The organism is Hahella chejuensis KCTC 2396 (genome assembly GCF_000012985.1).
In the GTDB taxonomy this organism is placed as follows: domain Bacteria; phylum Pseudomonadota; class Gammaproteobacteria; order Pseudomonadales; family Oleiphilaceae; genus Hahella; species Hahella chejuensis.
Genome location: NC_007645.1, coordinates 1,446,611 through 1,463,622, shown reverse-complemented (window position 1 = coordinate 1,463,622; position 17,012 = coordinate 1,446,611). Strand labels below are relative to the sequence as shown.

At 49.1% G+C, this 17,012-nt stretch carries 21 protein-coding genes and 1 pseudogene; 3 read left to right on the top strand and 19 right to left on the bottom strand.

From position 1 onward, the window contains the following. Positions 1–7: 7 nt before the first annotated feature. The gene (locus HCH_RS06595) at positions 8–3,127 is read right to left on the bottom strand and encodes an efflux RND transporter permease subunit (protein WP_011395397.1); all 3,120 of its coding nucleotides are present in this window, start codon (positions 3,125–3,127) and stop codon (positions 8–10) included. Further along, positions 3,124–4,332: an efflux RND transporter periplasmic adaptor subunit gene (locus tag HCH_RS06590; RefSeq protein WP_011395396.1), complete on the bottom strand. Its 1,209-nt coding sequence runs from the start codon at positions 4,330–4,332 to the stop codon at positions 3,124–3,126. Before HCH_RS06590 ends, HCH_RS06595 begins: the two co-directional genes overlap by 4 nt. A 541-nt stretch (positions 4,333–4,873) precedes the next feature. Here HCH_RS06590 and HCH_RS33600 point away from each other — a divergent pair. Together HCH_RS33600 and HCH_RS06580 are read left to right on the top strand one after the other, a co-directional pair. Further along, on the top strand, positions 4,874–5,110 hold the full coding sequence (locus HCH_RS33600; RefSeq protein ID WP_148212503.1) for a hypothetical protein: 237 nt from the start codon (positions 4,874–4,876) through the stop codon (positions 5,108–5,110). Positions 5,111–5,518: 408 nt separating this feature from the next. Further along, complete coding sequence (locus HCH_RS06580; protein WP_011395392.1) at positions 5,519–6,157, top strand: IS630 family transposase; 639 nt, start codon at positions 5,519–5,521, stop codon at positions 6,155–6,157. Positions 6,158–6,182: 25 nt separating this feature from the next. On the opposite strand, the gene HCH_RS06575 is transcribed toward HCH_RS06580, so the two are convergent. The 14 genes and pseudogenes from HCH_RS06575 to HCH_RS06520 form a co-directional block, all read right to left on the bottom strand. After that, positions 6,183–7,124, bottom strand: coding sequence for an IS1595-like element ISHch1 family transposase (locus HCH_RS06575; protein WP_011395391.1), 942 nt, complete (start codon positions 7,122–7,124; stop codon positions 6,183–6,185). A gap of 140 nt (positions 7,125–7,264) precedes the next feature. After that, the gene (locus tag HCH_RS06570) at positions 7,265–7,564 is read right to left on the bottom strand and encodes a hypothetical protein (protein WP_041598472.1); all 300 of its coding nucleotides are present in this window, start codon (positions 7,562–7,564) and stop codon (positions 7,265–7,267) included. 68 nt (positions 7,565–7,632) lie between these two features. Next, positions 7,633–7,869 (bottom strand): annotated as a pseudogene (locus tag HCH_RS35165) (CPCC family cysteine-rich protein); the annotation flags it as partial. Positions 7,870–8,022: 153 nt separating this feature from the next. Then, entirely contained in the window at positions 8,023–8,544 is a 522-nt protein-coding gene (locus HCH_RS06565; protein ID WP_011395390.1) for a DUF6985 domain-containing protein, read from the bottom strand. A gap of 127 nt (positions 8,545–8,671) precedes the next feature. After that, the gene (locus tag HCH_RS06560; RefSeq protein ID WP_011395389.1) at positions 8,672–9,043 is read right to left on the bottom strand and encodes a hypothetical protein; all 372 of its coding nucleotides are present in this window, start codon (positions 9,041–9,043) and stop codon (positions 8,672–8,674) included. A 118-nt stretch (positions 9,044–9,161) separates the two neighbouring features. Continuing rightward, positions 9,162–9,461: a hypothetical protein gene (locus tag HCH_RS34145; RefSeq protein WP_158304932.1), complete on the bottom strand. Its 300-nt coding sequence runs from the start codon at positions 9,459–9,461 to the stop codon at positions 9,162–9,164. A gap of 118 nt (positions 9,462–9,579) precedes the next feature. Then, positions 9,580–9,897 carry a hypothetical protein gene (locus HCH_RS06555; RefSeq protein WP_011395388.1) on the bottom strand — a complete coding sequence of 106 codons (318 nt, stop codon included), beginning with the start codon at positions 9,895–9,897 and terminating at the stop codon, positions 9,580–9,582. Between the two features lie 133 nt (positions 9,898–10,030). Further along, positions 10,031–10,405: a hypothetical protein gene (locus HCH_RS06550; RefSeq protein ID WP_041598471.1), complete on the bottom strand. Its 375-nt coding sequence runs from the start codon at positions 10,403–10,405 to the stop codon at positions 10,031–10,033. 325 nt (positions 10,406–10,730) lie between these two features. Further along, on the bottom strand, positions 10,731–10,916 hold the full coding sequence (locus HCH_RS06545; RefSeq protein WP_011395386.1) for a hypothetical protein: 186 nt from the start codon (positions 10,914–10,916) through the stop codon (positions 10,731–10,733). Positions 10,917–10,968: 52 nt separating this feature from the next. Continuing rightward, positions 10,969–11,310 (bottom strand): hypothetical protein, encoded by a 342-nt coding sequence (locus tag HCH_RS06540; protein WP_041598470.1) that lies wholly within the window; start codon positions 11,308–11,310, stop codon positions 10,969–10,971. Between the two features lie 129 nt (positions 11,311–11,439). Then, a complete protein-coding gene (locus tag HCH_RS06535) occupies positions 11,440–11,721 on the bottom strand; it encodes a DUF7660 family protein (protein WP_041599291.1) in 282 nt (93 codons plus the stop codon). A 109-nt stretch (positions 11,722–11,830) separates the two neighbouring features. Further along, entirely contained in the window at positions 11,831–12,109 is a 279-nt protein-coding gene (locus tag HCH_RS06530; RefSeq protein WP_041598469.1) for a hypothetical protein, read from the bottom strand. 260 nt (positions 12,110–12,369) lie between these two features. Beyond that, complete coding sequence (locus HCH_RS34140) at positions 12,370–12,768, bottom strand: DUF6559 family protein (protein ID WP_041598468.1); 399 nt, start codon at positions 12,766–12,768, stop codon at positions 12,370–12,372. A gap of 410 nt (positions 12,769–13,178) precedes the next feature. Continuing rightward, entirely contained in the window at positions 13,179–13,544 is a 366-nt protein-coding gene (locus tag HCH_RS06520) for a hypothetical protein (RefSeq protein WP_011395383.1), read from the bottom strand. Positions 13,545–13,595: 51 nt separating this feature from the next. Between HCH_RS06520 and HCH_RS06515 the strand changes: the two genes are divergently transcribed. Continuing rightward, positions 13,596–14,126, top strand: coding sequence for a hypothetical protein (locus tag HCH_RS06515; RefSeq protein ID WP_011395382.1), 531 nt, complete (start codon positions 13,596–13,598; stop codon positions 14,124–14,126). A gap of 216 nt (positions 14,127–14,342) precedes the next feature. Here the strand turns inward: HCH_RS06515 and HCH_RS06510 are convergent, their stop codons facing one another. Genes HCH_RS06510 through HCH_RS06500 form a run of 3 tightly spaced genes read right to left on the bottom strand, consistent with a single transcriptional unit; the run spans position 14,343 to position 16,766 of the window. Beyond that, positions 14,343–14,750 carry a GFA family protein gene (locus tag HCH_RS06510; protein ID WP_011395381.1) on the bottom strand — a complete coding sequence of 136 codons (408 nt, stop codon included), beginning with the start codon at positions 14,748–14,750 and terminating at the stop codon, positions 14,343–14,345. A 42-nt stretch (positions 14,751–14,792) separates the two neighbouring features. After that, positions 14,793–15,638, bottom strand: coding sequence for an S-formylglutathione hydrolase (gene fghA, locus HCH_RS06505; protein ID WP_011395380.1), 846 nt, complete (start codon positions 15,636–15,638; stop codon positions 14,793–14,795). A gap of 18 nt (positions 15,639–15,656) precedes the next feature. After that, positions 15,657–16,766 (bottom strand): S-(hydroxymethyl)glutathione dehydrogenase/class III alcohol dehydrogenase, encoded by a 1,110-nt coding sequence (locus HCH_RS06500; RefSeq protein WP_011395379.1) that lies wholly within the window; start codon positions 16,764–16,766, stop codon positions 15,657–15,659. Positions 16,767–17,012 lie beyond the last annotated feature (246 nt).

Below are 17,012 nucleotides of genomic sequence, written 5' to 3'. Positions count from 1 at the left end.
CCGCCTGTCAGGCGGCGTCCTCACGCAGCGTTCGTCCAGGTTGAAACAACCGCTTCAGATCTTCGATGACCACATAATTCACGGGCACCAGCAGCAACGTCAGGAAAGTGGCGAACAAAATACCAAAGCCCAGCGAGACCGCCATGGGAATCAGGAACTGCGCCTGGGTGGATTTTTCGAATAGCAACGGCATCAGGCCGATAAAGGTCGTCAGGGATGTGAGCATCACCGGCCGGAATCGGGCCACGCCCGCGCTCAACACCGCCGTCATCAGATTGCCGCCGTTTTCCTTGTCATCACGATGCTTGTTGATGAAGTCCACCAGCACCAGACTGTCGTTCACCACCACCCCGATCAACGCCAGCATGCCAAGCAGGCTGGTCAGGCTCAGGTCTATTCCCATGATCCAGTGACCCAGCACCGCGCCGATGGCGCCAAAGGGAATCACCGTCATCACGATGAGCGGCTGGATGTATGACTTGAATGGAATCGCCAACAGGCTGTAGATCATAAACAGCACGAACAGCAGCCCCCACTTGAGGCTGTCAAAAGACTCCCGCTGCTCCTTCGCCTCGCCTTCCCAACTGTACTGAATGTCCGGGTGTTGCAGCATCAAATCGTCGAGGAAACGGGTCATATCCTCCTGCAGAGCCAGCATATTGGTATTCTGCTTGTCGATATCCGCGCGCACGTTCATGGTGCGATAACGGTCAATGCGATAAATCGTAGTGGGGCTCAGGCCCGGTTTAAGCTCGGCGATTTCGCCCAATGGAATCAAGCGACCGTCGGATGCGGCGATACGCAGACTCTGCAAGTCGCTGACGGACTGACGGTCGGAGCGCGGATAACGCACCATCACGCGCACGTCGTCGCGCCCGCGCTGAATGCGCTGCACCTGATAACCATAAAACGCCTGCCGGATCTGATTGATGACGTCCGCACGGTTCAATCCCAGCGCATACGCTTCAGGCTTCAGTTCCACCTGCAGCTCTTCCTTGCCGTCCGACAGGCTGTCGGTGATGTCAAACACCGTGGGATAGCTCGCCAGCCTCGCTTTGACCTGATCGCCCACCGCTTTCAGCGTCTCAAAGTTATTGCCGGAAAACTGAATGTCGATCGGGTCGGACACCCGGCCGATCTCCGCCCGAAACGTCAAAGATTCAGCGCCGGGAACCACGCCGATCAGACGCCGCCATTCGTTAACCAGTTCGTTGCTGGTGACCGCCGTGTCCCGTTCCTCCGGCGCTACGATTTCAAAAATCACCCGCCCTACATGAGAGCCGCTGGAGCCGCCGCTGGTGGCCAGGACATCCAGAATCAGATCTTCCCCGGTCTGCGGATCGCGATACTTTTCCTTGAGCTTGAAGGCGGCGTCCGCCATCTTGGAGACATAGCGGTCCGTCACCTCGAAAGGCGTTCCCTGAGGCATGGTCAGCGACGCCCTGGCGATCTCGCTCTGCACCCTGGGGAAGAACACAAAGTTGATCCAGCCGGACGCCACCAACGTGCTCAACAAGATAAAAGAGCCCACCGCGAAGGACAAAAACAGGTAACGATTGCGCAGGGTCCAGTGTAATACCGGGTGGTAATAACGCAGGATCGCGCTCTCAAAACCATCGGCGAAAGCCCGTTGCCAGCGCTCCAGTCGCGACCCTGCATTAGGGTCCGGGTTGATGCGCACATGCTTCAAATGAGCGGGCAATATGAGTTTGGACTCGATCAGCGAGAACACGAATATCGGCAGCACCACGACCACAATCTGCGCGAATAGCTGCCCGCGCACGCCTTCGATAAAAGCGATAGGCATAAAGGCCGCCATGGTGGTCAATACGCCGAAAGTGACCGGCGCCGCCACTTCCCGGGTTCCGTCAATGGCCGCCTGCAGGCCGTTTTCCGCTCGCCGCAGATGGGTATAGACGCTTTCCCCGGTGACGATGGCGTCGTCCACCACGATCCCCAACACCAGAATAAAAGCGAACAGGGTGAATATGTTTAAGGTGACGCCAAAGTACGGCATCACCAGAAAAGCTCCCATAAAAGAAATGGGAATGCCGCAAAAGACCCAGAACGCCACCGACGGCCTTAAAAACAGAGTCAGCAGCAGCAATACCAGAATGCCGCCCTGGATCGCGTTGTCCGTCAGGGTCTGCAGACGCTTTTTCACCAGCTTGGAAAAGTCGCGCCAATAGGTCAGCTCGACTCCGACAGGCAGGCTGCTCTGCTTGCGTTCGATATACTCCTTGACCTTGTCGGCGACGCCGATAGCGCTTTGGTCACCCACCCTGAATACATCTACGAACGCCGCCGGCTGACCGTTGAAGCGCGTGAGCACGCGCCCTTCCTCAAACCCGTCCACCACTGTCGCCAGATCGCGCACCCGAACGAAACTACCGTCGCGCCGGGTTAGCACCACAATGTCTTCAAAATCATCGCGGCGATAGGCCTGGCCTTTGGAGCGAATCAATACCTCGCCGCCATCGGTCTGAATATTGCCCGCTGAGATATCCAGCGAACTCTTGCTGATGGCCTGGGCGATGGTCTGCAGCGTAATGCCGTAGCGCTGCAGGGTCGCTTTGGGCGCCTCAATAGAAATTTCGTAGTTGCGCACGCCATCCAAAGCCACTTGCGTGACGCCCTCCAGACGCAGCATGTCATCGCGCACGTGCTCCGCCAAGGTGCGGATCTCGGATTCGGGATAGGGGCCGGCGATAGCGACGGTAATCACTTCCCGGGTATGCTGGGCCAGACTGATAACCGGTTTTTCCACATCTCCCGGGAAGGAGTTGATGGAATCCACCCGGCTTTTCACATCCGCCAGCAGCTGACGGGCGTCATAGTCGCTATCCACTTCCACAGTGACGGAAGCGCCGCCCTCAGAGGAACGACTGACGATTTGCTCGACGCCTTCCAGGTCCTGCACCGCCTCTTCGATTTTGACGCTGACGCCCTCCTCCACTTCTTCCGGGGTGGCGCCGCGAAGGGAAACGGAAATGGAGATGTTGGAAGGCTCAACGCTGGGGAATACCTCCAACGGCAAACGTTGACTCAAGGACCCCAGCCCTAGCGCCAGGATCGTCAGCATTAATAAGTTGGCGGCGACATGATTACGGGCGAACCAGGCGATCACTGCACGTCTCCAGCAGTTGCGTCAGTCGTCTTTTCCGCATTGCGGCGCGCCACTTTTTCAGGTTCATTCTGTGCGCGCTTGATTCGCACGCCGCTGTTGACCTGTCCCAGGGGCGTCAGGATCAGCTCCTCACCCGCCTGCAGGCCTTCGCTGATCAGGGCGGACTTACCGCTTTGCCAGCCAATCTCTATGTTTTGCCTGTGCAATACGTCCCCTTTGGCCACATACACATAACTGCCCTGATAAATAGTGGAGACAGGAATCACCAAGGCCTCCGGCAAACGCCGCCCCTGAATTTCCGCGCTGACATACTGGCCAATTTTCAATGGATAACGTTCAGCATCCTGAAGCCCGAAAGGATCATCGATTTGAGCGACCACGTAGAGCTGCTGGGTCGTAGCGTCAATGGCTCCCTCTGTCCGCACGATCTTTCCGCGCCAGCTTTCTTTGGTGCTGGCTAGGTTATTAAAAATCGTCACCCCAGGCGGCTCGCCGCCCCGGCGCTGTTCTGGCAAGTCGATAAAGCCCAGGTCGGTATTGTTGAGGGGAAGGCGCACTTCGACATAATCCGTAGCGTAAATTTCCGCCAACGTGGTCTGCGGCGACACTACTGAGCCAAGATCCACCTGCTTCTTGAGCACGCGCCCGGCGTACGGCGCTTTGATTTCAGTTCGCTCCAGGTTGATGCGCGCCTGCGTAAGCTGGGCGATAGCAGTCTGTACCCGGGCCTGCGCCGCAGCCAGCTGCGGTTTACGTAGCGCAAGATCCGAGGCGTTTTTAACGCCGCCGATTTTTTCCCAATCCTTCTTCGCCTGACGCACTCGCGCCTCTTCCTCCGCCAGCGCCAGCTTCGCTTCCGTCACCGCGCCTTCGGCGATGCGCAACTGCACCTGATAATCCACAGGATCGACTTTCAACAGCACCTCGCCTTTGGCGAAGAATCCGCCATCCCGCAAATTCGGCGACACGTCCATCACCTGCCCGGATACCTGCGCCACGATGGCGCTTTGCGTACGCGGCTGCACAATGCCAAAGGTGGAGATTCGCACAGGAAACACTTCGGTTTGCAGCGTTTGGGTTTCAACGCTGATAGCGGGCTGCGGGTGCTCCTTTTGAGGCTTCGCCTGAGGTTTGAACTCAGTGGCGAGATAGGCGACGCCGACAAATAAGGCTAACACCGCTAGCGGTAGGACTTTCTTTAACATCTGACTTCCGGGCAACTGTCTGGTCGAGGGGGACTAGGCCTATTTATACGCCGAGGCGCAAAGCCCCGTCCACCGCGAACGCAGGATAGGCTATTAACATTGGTTAATTAAGTGTAGTGGGTTAGAGCTGAATGGGTGATGAACAACGCTTCATGAGTCTGACAAAAAACAACGGGCTGCACTCCTAAAGCTGAAGCCATTTCATACAAAGACATCTAACCATGTCATTTTGTTGTGTTAACTCACAAAAGAATTAGCACAATTCATAATCAGCTCAATTAAACGACATATTAGATACATGTACCCCGGATTGTAAAAAGCAGTTATTTTAAATATCTTAACTTTTCTTAAACTAAACCGTTTCTAAAATCACATCATTAAGACGTCGACGAAAAGTATGACTAATATTTGGATCGCATTCACAAAAAGCAGACCTTTATCAGGATGCTCCATTGATATAGACGGCTGTGAGTTCTATTTCGCGGAAGCCTACGTACCTATAATTTCAGCTGAGGAATCTCTCCCCAACCTTGAAGTCATTATGAGCAAGGTAAAGAACGCTCTCTTAGAAAACCGCCTGGAGTTAGCTGACGTCTCCGCGCTTATTCGCTATGAGGAAGATCAGTGGGAAATACATAGTGACAGTGAAAATGATGTGAACGCGTTCGCCATGCTAGCGCGGCTCTCGGAGTCTATCGTATTCAGTGGATTTCGTTCGGAAGAAATAGAAAAGCTAACCTCGTACCGCTACTCAATTTCAGATTTGGATTACGACTAAATAAACAATCAGTCAACCATTTCTCACTCAACATAATTAAAGCTATAGCATGACAAAAAGACGTATATAATTAAAAATGCAAAATTCATTTTGCACATCATCATTCTTCTCAACACCACTCATTTTTATAGGACAAGGCAGGATTTATCAAGACGTTAGTGTAACCGAAAGAATCAGGAGAATTACACTCTATCTACTGCTAAGTAGAAAAATATAAATTTCCTAATAAAATAGGCTACTTACGACCACCCGAGCTGATCATATTTTGCACCGTGAAGTACGTCAATCATCTTAAACCTGCCGAAATCAAAACACTAACTGATGGATTCCGTTACAGCCCGAATTCCCGCTTCCGTATTCGCTGTCACGCCATATTGCTGAGTAATAAAGGGTATAAAATCGATAACATTGCCGAGATTATCGACTTCCACCGCAACACTATTTCGATTTCGATTTTCGCTGCGCGCTCTGCGAGATGAAGACGCTTTCCACCAGTTTCAAGGCTTTGCGAAAGAGCTTCAATCATGGGAGGATGCGGGCGAAATCGACCTTTACTACTTTGATGAATCAGGCTTCAGCCAGCGTTCCAACCTGCCTTATGGCTGGAGTCCCGTGGGCCAGTCGACGCGGCTGAAATCTTACTCGCACAGCAAGAGGCTGAACGTTCTGGGGTTTATGAACCGCCGCCAGAAGCTGATTTTCCATACAACCGAGGAACGGGTGGATTCCGCACAAGTGGTGGCGCTTTTTAATAAACTGGCGGAGAGTAAAGATCCACTAAAGAATGCTGTGGTGCTCCTGGACAACGCCTCCGTGCACCGATCTGCAGAGTTTCGTCGGCACAGGTGGGATTGGATGGACAAAAGCATATGGCCAATCTATTTTCCGAAATATTCACCGGAGCTAAACCTGATAGAGATCTTGTGGCGAAAGGTGAAGTACAACTGGCTGCCGCTAGGTTCGCATGAGACGTTTGAGAGACTGAAGGAGTCAGTCACCGATGTCCTGTCAAAATTTGGACAGGAGTATAAGATTAATTTTATTTAGATACTTATGCATTCCTAATTACCACTCAACCTAAGCCGATCTTCAGAAGCTTTTCTGGCATTGGCGGCGTCCTGACAGCCGCATAAGCCAAGCGGGGTATTAGGATGCGTAGATCAAATCGGCGATTAAATCGATACTGGAATTCCGATAAATAGCGTTGCGCGTATTTGGATCGCACCGCGTGGTAGGTGCTGCGCAACGAAGTCTTCAAGTTACCTAATACCGTATTTACCCAGTAAAACTCCGGCTCTTCCACGGAGGCTCGTCCGCCGCCACAGACAATCCGGTCATGCGCACAGCCGATTTCCGACACGGCATTGAAACAGGCCAAGCCATCCGAGATCACGGTACTGCCAACCTCCAGATATTTTTGGCTCCAATTCAAGATCTCCTGGGTTTTAAAGCCCTTGACGACCGATAACCGAATGCGTGTCGGATGGCCTTCACTCGTGGTCTCCACGGCTGCGACGAAAGGCGTCTTTGCATCGGCGCCACGCCCTCGCTTGCCGCCGGCTCGTTCACCGCCCAGATAGGCATCATCCACTTCGATAAAGCCCGCCAGCTTCCGATCATCATCGCGTTCCATCATGACTTGCATGAGCTTATGCTTCAGGCGCCAGGCGGCGTTGTAGGATATGCCCAACTGCCGATGAAGCCTCATTGCGGAAAGCCCTTTTTTGTCCTGAGTGATCAGGTACATAGCTTGAAACCAGAGCGTCAGAGGCAGCTTAGTGGACTGTAAAATAGTTCCGGCAGTAATGGAGGTTTGCCGACGACACCGATTGCATTGCAGCAGTTGGCGCTGAGTCAACTTGCAATACTGATCATGGGCACAAAACGGGCATTGAAAGCCGTTGGGCCATCGCCACTGGAATAACGCATCGAAACACTGCCCTTCAGTACCATAGGCTTGAAAGAATTCGCCCAGACTGTAGCCTTTTTGAAACTGCACTTTGTTTCGTGCCATGGAGGCCTCCTGTGAAATCAAGCATTTAACTGTATATATATACAGCATAGCATGACTTAGGAAGGATGGTAATTAGGATTAGGTATGCATTTCCCCATACACTGATAGGACCATTTATTGTTATACTGCTTTATTATTTTTTATTCAACTACCTTAGCGTTCGCTAACTCTTGAAGTAAATGCTCCTTGTAAGACTCCACACATTCCTCTTGAATAATTGCTTGCTTTATACTCTCGTAAGAACACTTTGTAATAGGCCTTACAGCATTAGAGTAACGAGCCAATGACGAGATCTTATAGTGTTCAGGTATTTCAATAATCGCGTATATCAAATTCTCCTCTGCAATATCTATATTATCCTTGATTGCAAAGCGAATCGTTCGAGTATATTCACGCCATCCCAAACACCTAAGATTTTCAACTATTTCATCTGGACTCATGGCTCACTCCAATGCATAACACTCAGCTAATAAGCGCGTAGTTGTTTGCGTCTTTATTCAGCGAGTGGTTATAAGTTTCTTGGTTTATATTCAAAGTATTTCCTTTCACTCTCCGAGAGCACATTCTCTTTCATCTTTTCGTCGCAAGCACTTATATGCTTAAAATTTGCTCTCCCATTTCTAAGGGGCATGTGATTAGGGCCCGAGTACGAGTCAAGTTCATCAACGTATCCGCCTTCATCCTCCCAAAAGCAAATTGGACAAATCAAATAGTTGCCACGCTCGGCTAAAGAAATATAGTCGCAGCACGGACATTGCTCCCGCGGAGTTGGATCTTCCGACTCATATCACTCAGGTTCTTTATTATTGAAGATGCTATCTACTTTCTCGAACATAAAGTTTTACTTATAACGCTTCACATCAGCCGCGATCCGTTGTGGGTCGGCTGGATGCGTTTGTTAGGTGGAAACATCTTCGAACTCCCCAATGTATAAACCATCATCACCATATCCCACAATATCACCACCCTTCATGACCACAACACACAAATTTCCATTCCATTCGTTGTCAAACGTAAGACGAGCATAGTTTCCTTCAAACTTTTCGTCTTCCTCACAGATCATCACATATAAAAGATTACTTGTGCGATAAGCGTCAGTTTCGTTAAATACACCAAACTCCCGGTGATTTACTTCAGTCTCATTTTTGCCTTCGCTCACATCAAAACCATAGCCTGTAGCTTCACAGTACAATTTGCAATCTTCCCAAAGAAAATGCTTAATCTTGATTAAATGGCTCTCGTCAAGTTGAAGCAATTCATTAACAATTCTTACAGATCTATCTGAAATATCTCTCTCATTTTCGACCAGGAACTGAATCTCTATTTTACCTCCAAGTACCGGAACCACGACTTGAGCAGTCCCAAACCATTCTTCTTCCTCTTTCCAACTTATGGAATTAAGAATCTCTGATCTATTCATAGTTTCCACCTAACGCCTCGTCAACTGGTCCAGTGGAGTGGAACCAGCATATGTTAATGTGAGCGAAGCGAACATATGCTGGTGGAACGCAGCTGGGGCCAAGTCCGACACCTTGTTATGCTCGGGACTACAACTTGCTAGTTGCTTCCTGAAATACTTGCTCATTCAAGTCATCAAACAAATCATTATTGCGAATACAAGCTGGGTTACCCAAGCCCCAGAGCCCCCATCCTGTGGGACAATAATCTTTCAATTTCCTAACTCTATCAAAACTATTACCAATAGAGTCGCTTAGTCTTTCTTTGATCTCAAGAGCAACAGTTTCCCAAGACTCACGAACCGTTGCGTCCTCCATACTCCACCAAATATAGCTCTCAACGTCACCATCTGAAATTGCAACCACTATAAGCCACAAACGAGAATCAAAGTAAAATCTTTGTAGCTTTAGACTTCCATCATCGTTCAATTTGTACGATCGGATATTATGATCTTCGTTCATTTTTCAAATCGCATAACGCCTATGTCAGTTGCATTTTGGTTGAAGTGTAGTTTTGGCGTAAAGTGGAGAAGTCACTCCAAAACGAAGCGTAGGCCAAAACGTCAACTGGATATACTTGTTAACTTTTTTCATGGCTAGACACATATTTTGATAACTCTGGGTTTAGCAGCTCGTTAATTCTCTCGTCAGATAGTTCGCCACTATCGTCGTGCCACCAGCCTCCAATACAGCTAGCCCTTCGTAGTTCAATGCCAAAACCCTTACAAAATACAATAATCAGTTGAGCTTTCCCAAGTATTCCGCATTCGATAACTAGATAACGCAGTACATCGGACGCTTGTGCTCCAGATAAAACCATATTCCTAGCAGACTTCAAAACAACTTCATAGTTTTCTATTGACTCAGTGACGGAACCCATAATCTCTCGTATAAGTTAACGCCGTTGTAAATTGCAGTTTTGGAGGAGCCCGCTTGTGCTATCAAGCACAAAAAAGAGCGACGGATAAACTGTCAATTTGACAACCTTGTTAGGCGATTTAGCTATTCGGCCAATTGTGTTCTTCTGCATACTTTTCTGCGTCTTCTATATTAGAAAATACGGGATGTGCATTTCCCTTTAACCAAAGCGCAAAAGCATAATTAAGCACAGGACAACCATCTAAACTTGTCATCATTCCGCTGTGTTTTGTCCAGTATATTACACTATAACTCTCTTCGGACTCCCATATTAGAAACGGAAACTCATCTTCATCAATTCCCATGAGATCCCAAACGTTAACACCATCATATTGCTTGGCCAGCTTTTTGATACTCTTAAGAGACAAGTCTTGATGGGCGTAACTTATGAATTCCATATTTCTGCCTAACGCCGCGGTTTGGGGCTAACATGGAGCGCCAGCGGAATGGCAGTCCCAGCCGAAGGCGACAACACCGCCTTGTTATGGGTTGTTACCAAATTCTCCACCATGGTTTGTTCTGAGCTTCTGTTCACATACCAGGGCGGTAGATTTTTCCACTTTGCCCATCAGCAACGATTATGTCCAATGCTAGTGCGCTATCTAAAACAAATGGGAATACTTCATCAGCTCTAGACCAAACTATTGCCACCATTCCCATTTTGCTTGCGAAATTTTCTATCATGGGGCCATCAGCCCATGGGCTATTTTCCATTTCAGGATCGTCATCAGCGAAGCTGCAAAGACAAGGGTACTTCTTTGTCAAAACTTCGTGGAATTCTTGTAATTTAGAATGGGCGACAGATTTGTCTTCATAATATTCCTCTCGTAACTTCTCTATAAACGACCATGCATCCTTATTGTTTTCAGGAATGTCCGTAAGAATCAAATCAACAGTAAAGCTCATTCTGATTTACCTATAACGCCGCAATCAACTGCGTAGCAATCTGGCGCTGGTTTTGCCGGGTTTAGGGCAAAACGAGTGACAGGTTGCGGAGTCAGATTGCATTGCCTTGTTAGGCGCTTTACCACCACTTTGCGTAATCATTAAGCGCCCGATATAAACATGTGATTAAATTATACTCTACATACATGGAGATATTAATTCGATCGTATTCTTGAGACATGCGTTCTTTATTTGGGTTTATTTCTATCTTGGTAAAATCATCAACATGCTGTAGGCGAAGAATAGTAAAACCACCCATATCAACAAGTTCAGAAACCTGCTTTTTTTAAAGTTGCGTTTCAAACTTATTAAGTTCAGCTTCTTCAATCCATAGATTATTTAAAGTGAACTCAGAGGCCTGATTTTGAGTATTAAACTTAATATTTAGATCAAATTTAATCGAACCGACCTGATCTTCAGTTTCCAGAGGATCAAGTGAAATCGAAATTCCAGTCGTTTCTGCTACGATCAACTTACTCTCTCCTGCCGCCTAACGCCCGGCACACCAGCCCGGCTGCCGATTGTTATACGATTTCTCGGTATTCACTTGCAATACGCTCACAAACAGGTTGCCATTCGTTATGCTTTACTATGCCATTTAAACTAGGGACGAGAACTGCACAACCATGCCTATGAATTAGTCTTTCCCTTTTTATTAGGGTTGAGTGATTACTTTCAGTGAGTACCACCAGACCAGAATTCTTCATTTCATTCATATCTGGATAGTAGTAGCCTTCTATACCAAGAAAATACAGCTTATTAAATTTCGACGGCACGACTACCTTAAGTACTGCACGAACTAGTCTCGTGATGCTCTCGTCATCTATCTTAAACTCGATATTTTCTTTGCTGACTCGATATTTCATCTTCTCGTATAACGCCTTTGTCAGCCGCGTTTTGGTTGTAGTGGATTATTGTGCAAAAATGGCCGAAGGCCATGCACAAAAAGGAGAGAAGACCAAAACGTCGGCTGGACAAACTTGTTAAATTCGGGGCTACTCATATATTTTTCCGCAATACAAAAACACCGCGAATTGTTTCCACTTATTTGACTTAAGCTCAGCATCTTGTCTAACACCAAAATCAGAATCTTCTACCCAGGCAATTGCTGATTCTAAGAAACCGGAAATATCGTTGTTCGCCCAGTCTCCCGCAAACCCAACCTCATCTACAGGCGCACCCTCATGTACTTCACGATCCTTCATTAGTGCTTTCGCAAAATCTAAGAAGCTCTTTTCATCTTTAACTTCATCTATGATTTCATGCAATTCTTTCATACGTACCTTGGACATTTAACGTTTGGCTAAGGGGCGGGTTTTAGCCCGTCCCAGCGAACGAAGTGAGCGATTTGAGCGATTTGAGCGATTTGAGCGCATTGTTATACGGCTATTTCGCATATGATTTTTTAGAATCTAAATATTTAAGTATTTCTTGGCAGTCGGACTCGTAGCCATGGTTAGGCAATTTATTAATAAATCTTGCCCAATTCTTGAAGGCTTCTTTGTTTTCAGAGTGTGCAACCAGTTCGGCGTCAGAGCCTAGCTTTGACAAGACCTCTGAATAGCACATGTTCTGGCTAAATGAATTTGAAAAGACACCAGCATAGAAAAATATGGCAGCAGCCAAGATACTTACAGCTATAGCATTAGCGATTTTTAGCCACACTGCCTACTCTCCATAGCCTTATAACGCCTGGCTTTGCGGCGTGACGAAGCGCAGCGTAGACACGTCCGACAACAGCCACTTGTTAGGCTTTTATGCTGACAAACCACGAATCAACGGCTCCCTATATTCTTGATCTTTTTCATTCCAAAATACAACGCCATTTTATCAATTCTAATTAATAGCCGTGCACCTGAATAGATGTATAACGTTTTTAGAAGCAGCGCGGTTTTATCGCGTCTGATTGTCTAAACTTACTAACTTTATCGCTTAAATTTTGCCATCAAATCCCAATACTCGCTACTTGATGAATAGCCCGGATTTTTCCAGTCCGATTTAAACAATGAGACCTGCATAAGCTCATAAAGCGAATACCCAATATCTCCTCGGAAATACATATCAGCAACCTTGCTTCTAATTTGCTCCCTATTAGGACAAGGTTGATAGGTCTTAGCAAGGTTTAGATATACTTCGGGTTTACAAAAGAGCGCATAACCTATAGGAGAAAATCTAACATTTAGTCCATATTTGGAGATCATTTCATCTACTTGGCCAGGGGAGTAGTTCGCCTTAACTCCAAAATGCCGAATCAGATAAAAGGGTAGCTGTCTAGCATATTTAGCGTACTGAAACCTGTATAGAACTTTATTAAAAAACTTCACTCTGGTCTCTTTAAGTTAACATTTTTATATCGCACATGCGCGATTTTCAATGGTGGGAAGATTCATCCACCTGTCCACTGATTCCAGTGCACAAATTCATGATTTTATTCACGAAAACCGTGTGAGCCTCTTATCACCATAGTAGTGCGCCGTTTTTTAAACAGTCCACTGTCGCTTGGAAAGAGATTAAATAGCAAGCTCTATCCCTACGGCTGGGAGAATCGGACGGAGCCAGTGCTCCTCTGGACCACTGAAAGCTGGCTAGCTGTTACAATTTTGTTCCAAAGTATGCAATAGATGAAGTATAGATCCACCAAGGAACTGCTGTCCCTTGGGGCTCTGGGCCTAGCTCCAGTTTCATCAAGCTGGCATTTACTCAAATCGCGCAGGCGTGAGGAGGAGCACCCTCCTCATCCACAAAGATACTTACACGAGATCAATCTCTCGTCGCTCCCCTCCTCTGTCCAGTTAACCGCCTCGCGGGCCTCCGCGATGGTGTAGCTACGCAGCACGTCATCCTCCTGGCGCATGCCAACGCCGGGTCGGCTTGAGGTGACAATGTAGTCGCCTATCTCGATGTCGCCGCTTTCACCACAAACCAGGATCTGACCTTCCCCCAAGGCGTTCATAATGCCGGCGGTATACGTGTCCTCCAGCTCCGTAAACTTGTCGTCCGTCATGTCGAAGTGTTCCGGGTTAATGGCGGTGGCGGAAACGTAAACGCCCGCCTTGCCACGCTGCCGCGGCTTCGATGACAGGCGCACTTCGTGCAGCACGTTGGATAAATCCCGACGATTATTGATACCATCGGCAGCGGCATTCGCAAGATGTTTCTCATCCAGAAGAAACGCTATTTCCCTCTTCCAGAATACGAGCTACAGGATAACCGCGTTCAGGTAACCATTACTGGCCGAGTAGTGGATATGGCCTACGCGAGAAAGCTAGCAGAATACCCAGACTTGACTCTAGAAGACATTCTGCTGCTGGACCGAGTGCAAAAGCGTAAACCGCTCACTGAGGATCAGGCCAAACACCTCAAAGTGCTCGGCCTGATCGAAGGCCGCAAACCTAACTTTCATATCTCTGCGCAAGTGGCCGACCATAGCGGGGAACGAGCGCAGTATATCCGCAACAGAGCCTTTGATGATCAGCACTACAAGCAGATGATAATTGAATATCTGGAGAAGTTCGGTACAGCAAAGCGTGTAGACATTAACAGACTGCTTTTAGACAAGTTGCCCGATGTTCTGGATGCCACCCAAAAGGATAATAAGGTCAAGAACCTGCTACAGGCCCTGAAACAAGAGGGGCTGATTGAGCCTGAAGGCAAGTCCTGGCGAATGTCTAACAAGTCTTAGTTTAGACATTTCTAGATATTTTTAGACATTTGGGTGGCCGATGAGCGACGTGACTATTCCTTGCCGGATGGTCACGCCACGCCTATACCGATTAGCCTCCGACAAACCTGGGCGATTCAGTGGCATTACATCTCTGTCCATTTGATTCCTTTTTATGCACAGCCGCCGAATAGAAGCTCAGCAGGGTTCGCCGACTTTACTTATAACCTGGTTGAGTTACTCATCGATAATTGGTCTTGCCCCAGGATACTGAGGCAAGCCATCGCCAATGACGCACCATTTCGCCTTGGATGCGGTGTAGATGTGATCTTTCGGCAGTTGGTCCGGTTCTTCGTCCAGGGTTCCCAGGGCGATGTCGATAAAGTCCGGGTTGCTGAGAAACCGGAAATACAGGCTGGAACCGCACTGGGGGCAGAAGCCCCGCTCCGCCTGATCTGATGACCGATATACCGCGATGCGGTCTTCTCCCGCCGTCCAGGCGAAGTTTGCTTTGTTCACCACGCCATAAGTTCCCGTCGCTGCGCCGTGAAACTTGCGGCACTTGGAGCAATGGCAGTGGGACACGTTTTCTTCGAAGGTTTTCACTTCATATTGAATGGCGCCGCACAGACAGCTTCCTTTCATATCCCACTTATCTCCGAGTTTATTCAGGTTAACGATACATTCTCATCTATTTACGTCATTGAGCATCTTGTGGTGATGCTGCACATGATCGCGAATGAATGTCTTAATGAAAAAGTAGCTGTGATCATATCCAGAGCGATAGTTCAGAGTCAGCGGAATGTCTTTCTCCGCGCAGGCGGCCTTCAGCAGCTCTGGGTTCAATTGCTCCGCCAGGAACTCATCCTTATCCCCCTGGTCCACCAGAATCGTCTTCACTTTCGCCCCGGATTCGATCAGCGCCACAGAATCATAGGCTTTCCAGTTTTCCTGGTCCGTTCCTAAATAGCCCGCCAAGGCTTTCTTACCCCAAGGGCAGGACATGGGTGCGCAAATCGGCGCAAAGGCGGAGACTGAACGGAATTTTTCCGGTTGCTTAAGCGCGATAGTCAGCGCGCCATGCCCGCCCATGGAATGGCCGAATACGCCAGTGCGCTCCGGGTCCATGGGCAGGTTGTCAGCCACCAGCGAGTACAGCTCTTCCGTCACGTAGGAATACATACGGTAATTGGAACGCCAGGGCGCTTCCGTCGCATCCACGTAAAACCCGGCGCCGGAGCCAAAGTCATAGCTGAGATCTTCGCCGTCCAGGCCCACATTGCGGGGGCTGGTGTCAGGCGCCACCACGATAAAGCCGTATTCCGCGGCGGCGGATTCGACGTCCGCCTTCTGCACGAAGTTCTGGTCTGTGCAGGTCAAACCGGAAAGCCAGAACAAGGTGGCGCACTTTCCTTCCTCCGCAGCAGCGGGAACGAACACGGAAAAAGTCATCAGACAACCGCAGGTTTCCGAGTCGTGCTGATAGCGGCGCCAATATCCGCCGTGGCATTTATTTTCCTGAATCAAGTGCATAGGGTTCCTCCCGGTGCGTTAAAAAAGAATCACAGAGCGAATGCTTTTGCCTTCGTGCATGTAATCAAAAGCTTTATTGATGTCATCCAGAGACAAACTGTAAGTGACCATCGGGTCCACTTTGATTTCGCCGCTGAGATATTTATCCACGTAACCTGGCAGCTGGCTGCGTCCCTTAACGCCACCAAACGCGGTTCCTTTCCAGGTACGGCCAGTGACCAGCTGGAAAGGACGCGTGGAAATTTCCTGACCGGCGCCCGCCACACCGATGATCACGGACGTCCCCCACCCTTTATGGCAGGATTCCAGCGCCGCGCGCATCAATTGCACATTGCCGACGCACTCGAACGAATAATCCACGCCGCCATCGGTCATTTCCACCAACGCTTCCTGGATTGGCGCGGACAATTCCTTGGGGTTCACACAGTCGGTGGCGCCCAGGGCTTTCGCCATCTCAAACTTATCAGAATTAATGTCTACCGCAATGATTCTGCCCGCGTTGGCCATCGCCGCGCCCTGAATCACGCTCAGGCCAATGCCGCCCAAACCAAAGACCGCCACCGTCGATCCCGGCTCCACTTTCGCCGTGTTCAACACTGCGCCAATACCGGTAGTGACGCCACAGCCCAGCAGACAGACTTTCTCTAACGGAGCTTTGGGATTGATCTTGGCCAGGGCGATTTCCGGCAGTACGGTGTACTCGGAAAACGTGGAGGTGCCCATGTAGTGGAAAAGCTGTTTGCCCTGATAAGAGAAGCGCGACGTGCCGTCAGGCATCAGGCCCTTACCCTGCGTGACGCGAATGGCCTGACACAGATTGGTTTTGCCGGATGAGCAAAACTTGCATTGCCCGCACTCAGGAATATAAAGAGGAATAACGTGGTCGCCCGGCTTGACGGATGTGACGCCCTCGCCGACTTCCATCACCACGCCGCCGCCTTCATGCCCGAGAATGGCGGGAAAAAGTCCTTCGGGATCATCTCCTGAGAGCGTATAAGCGTCGGTATGACAGACGCCGGTGGCGACAATCTTGACCAGCACTTCACCGGTCTTTGGCCCCTGGACGTCAACTTCGACAATTTCCAGCGGCTGGCCAGCGGCGAATGCGACGGCTGCGCGTGATTTCATATTAAGCTCCCTGATTTATAAGGTTATGCGTTGTAATGGATTCCAGTGAGACACTCTTGATTTCAAGTAAGACACTCTTGGTTTCAAGTGAGACACTCTTGATTTCAAGTGAGACACTATAGGCGCCGCCCGAATGCATCGCAATGCCCGCAGCCGGCTTCGCAGCACTCCACCAAAAGGCGTACTGATATGATTCAAAACGGGAATTGCTCGACACTTTTGACGACAGTCTATCGCTTTTCCCTT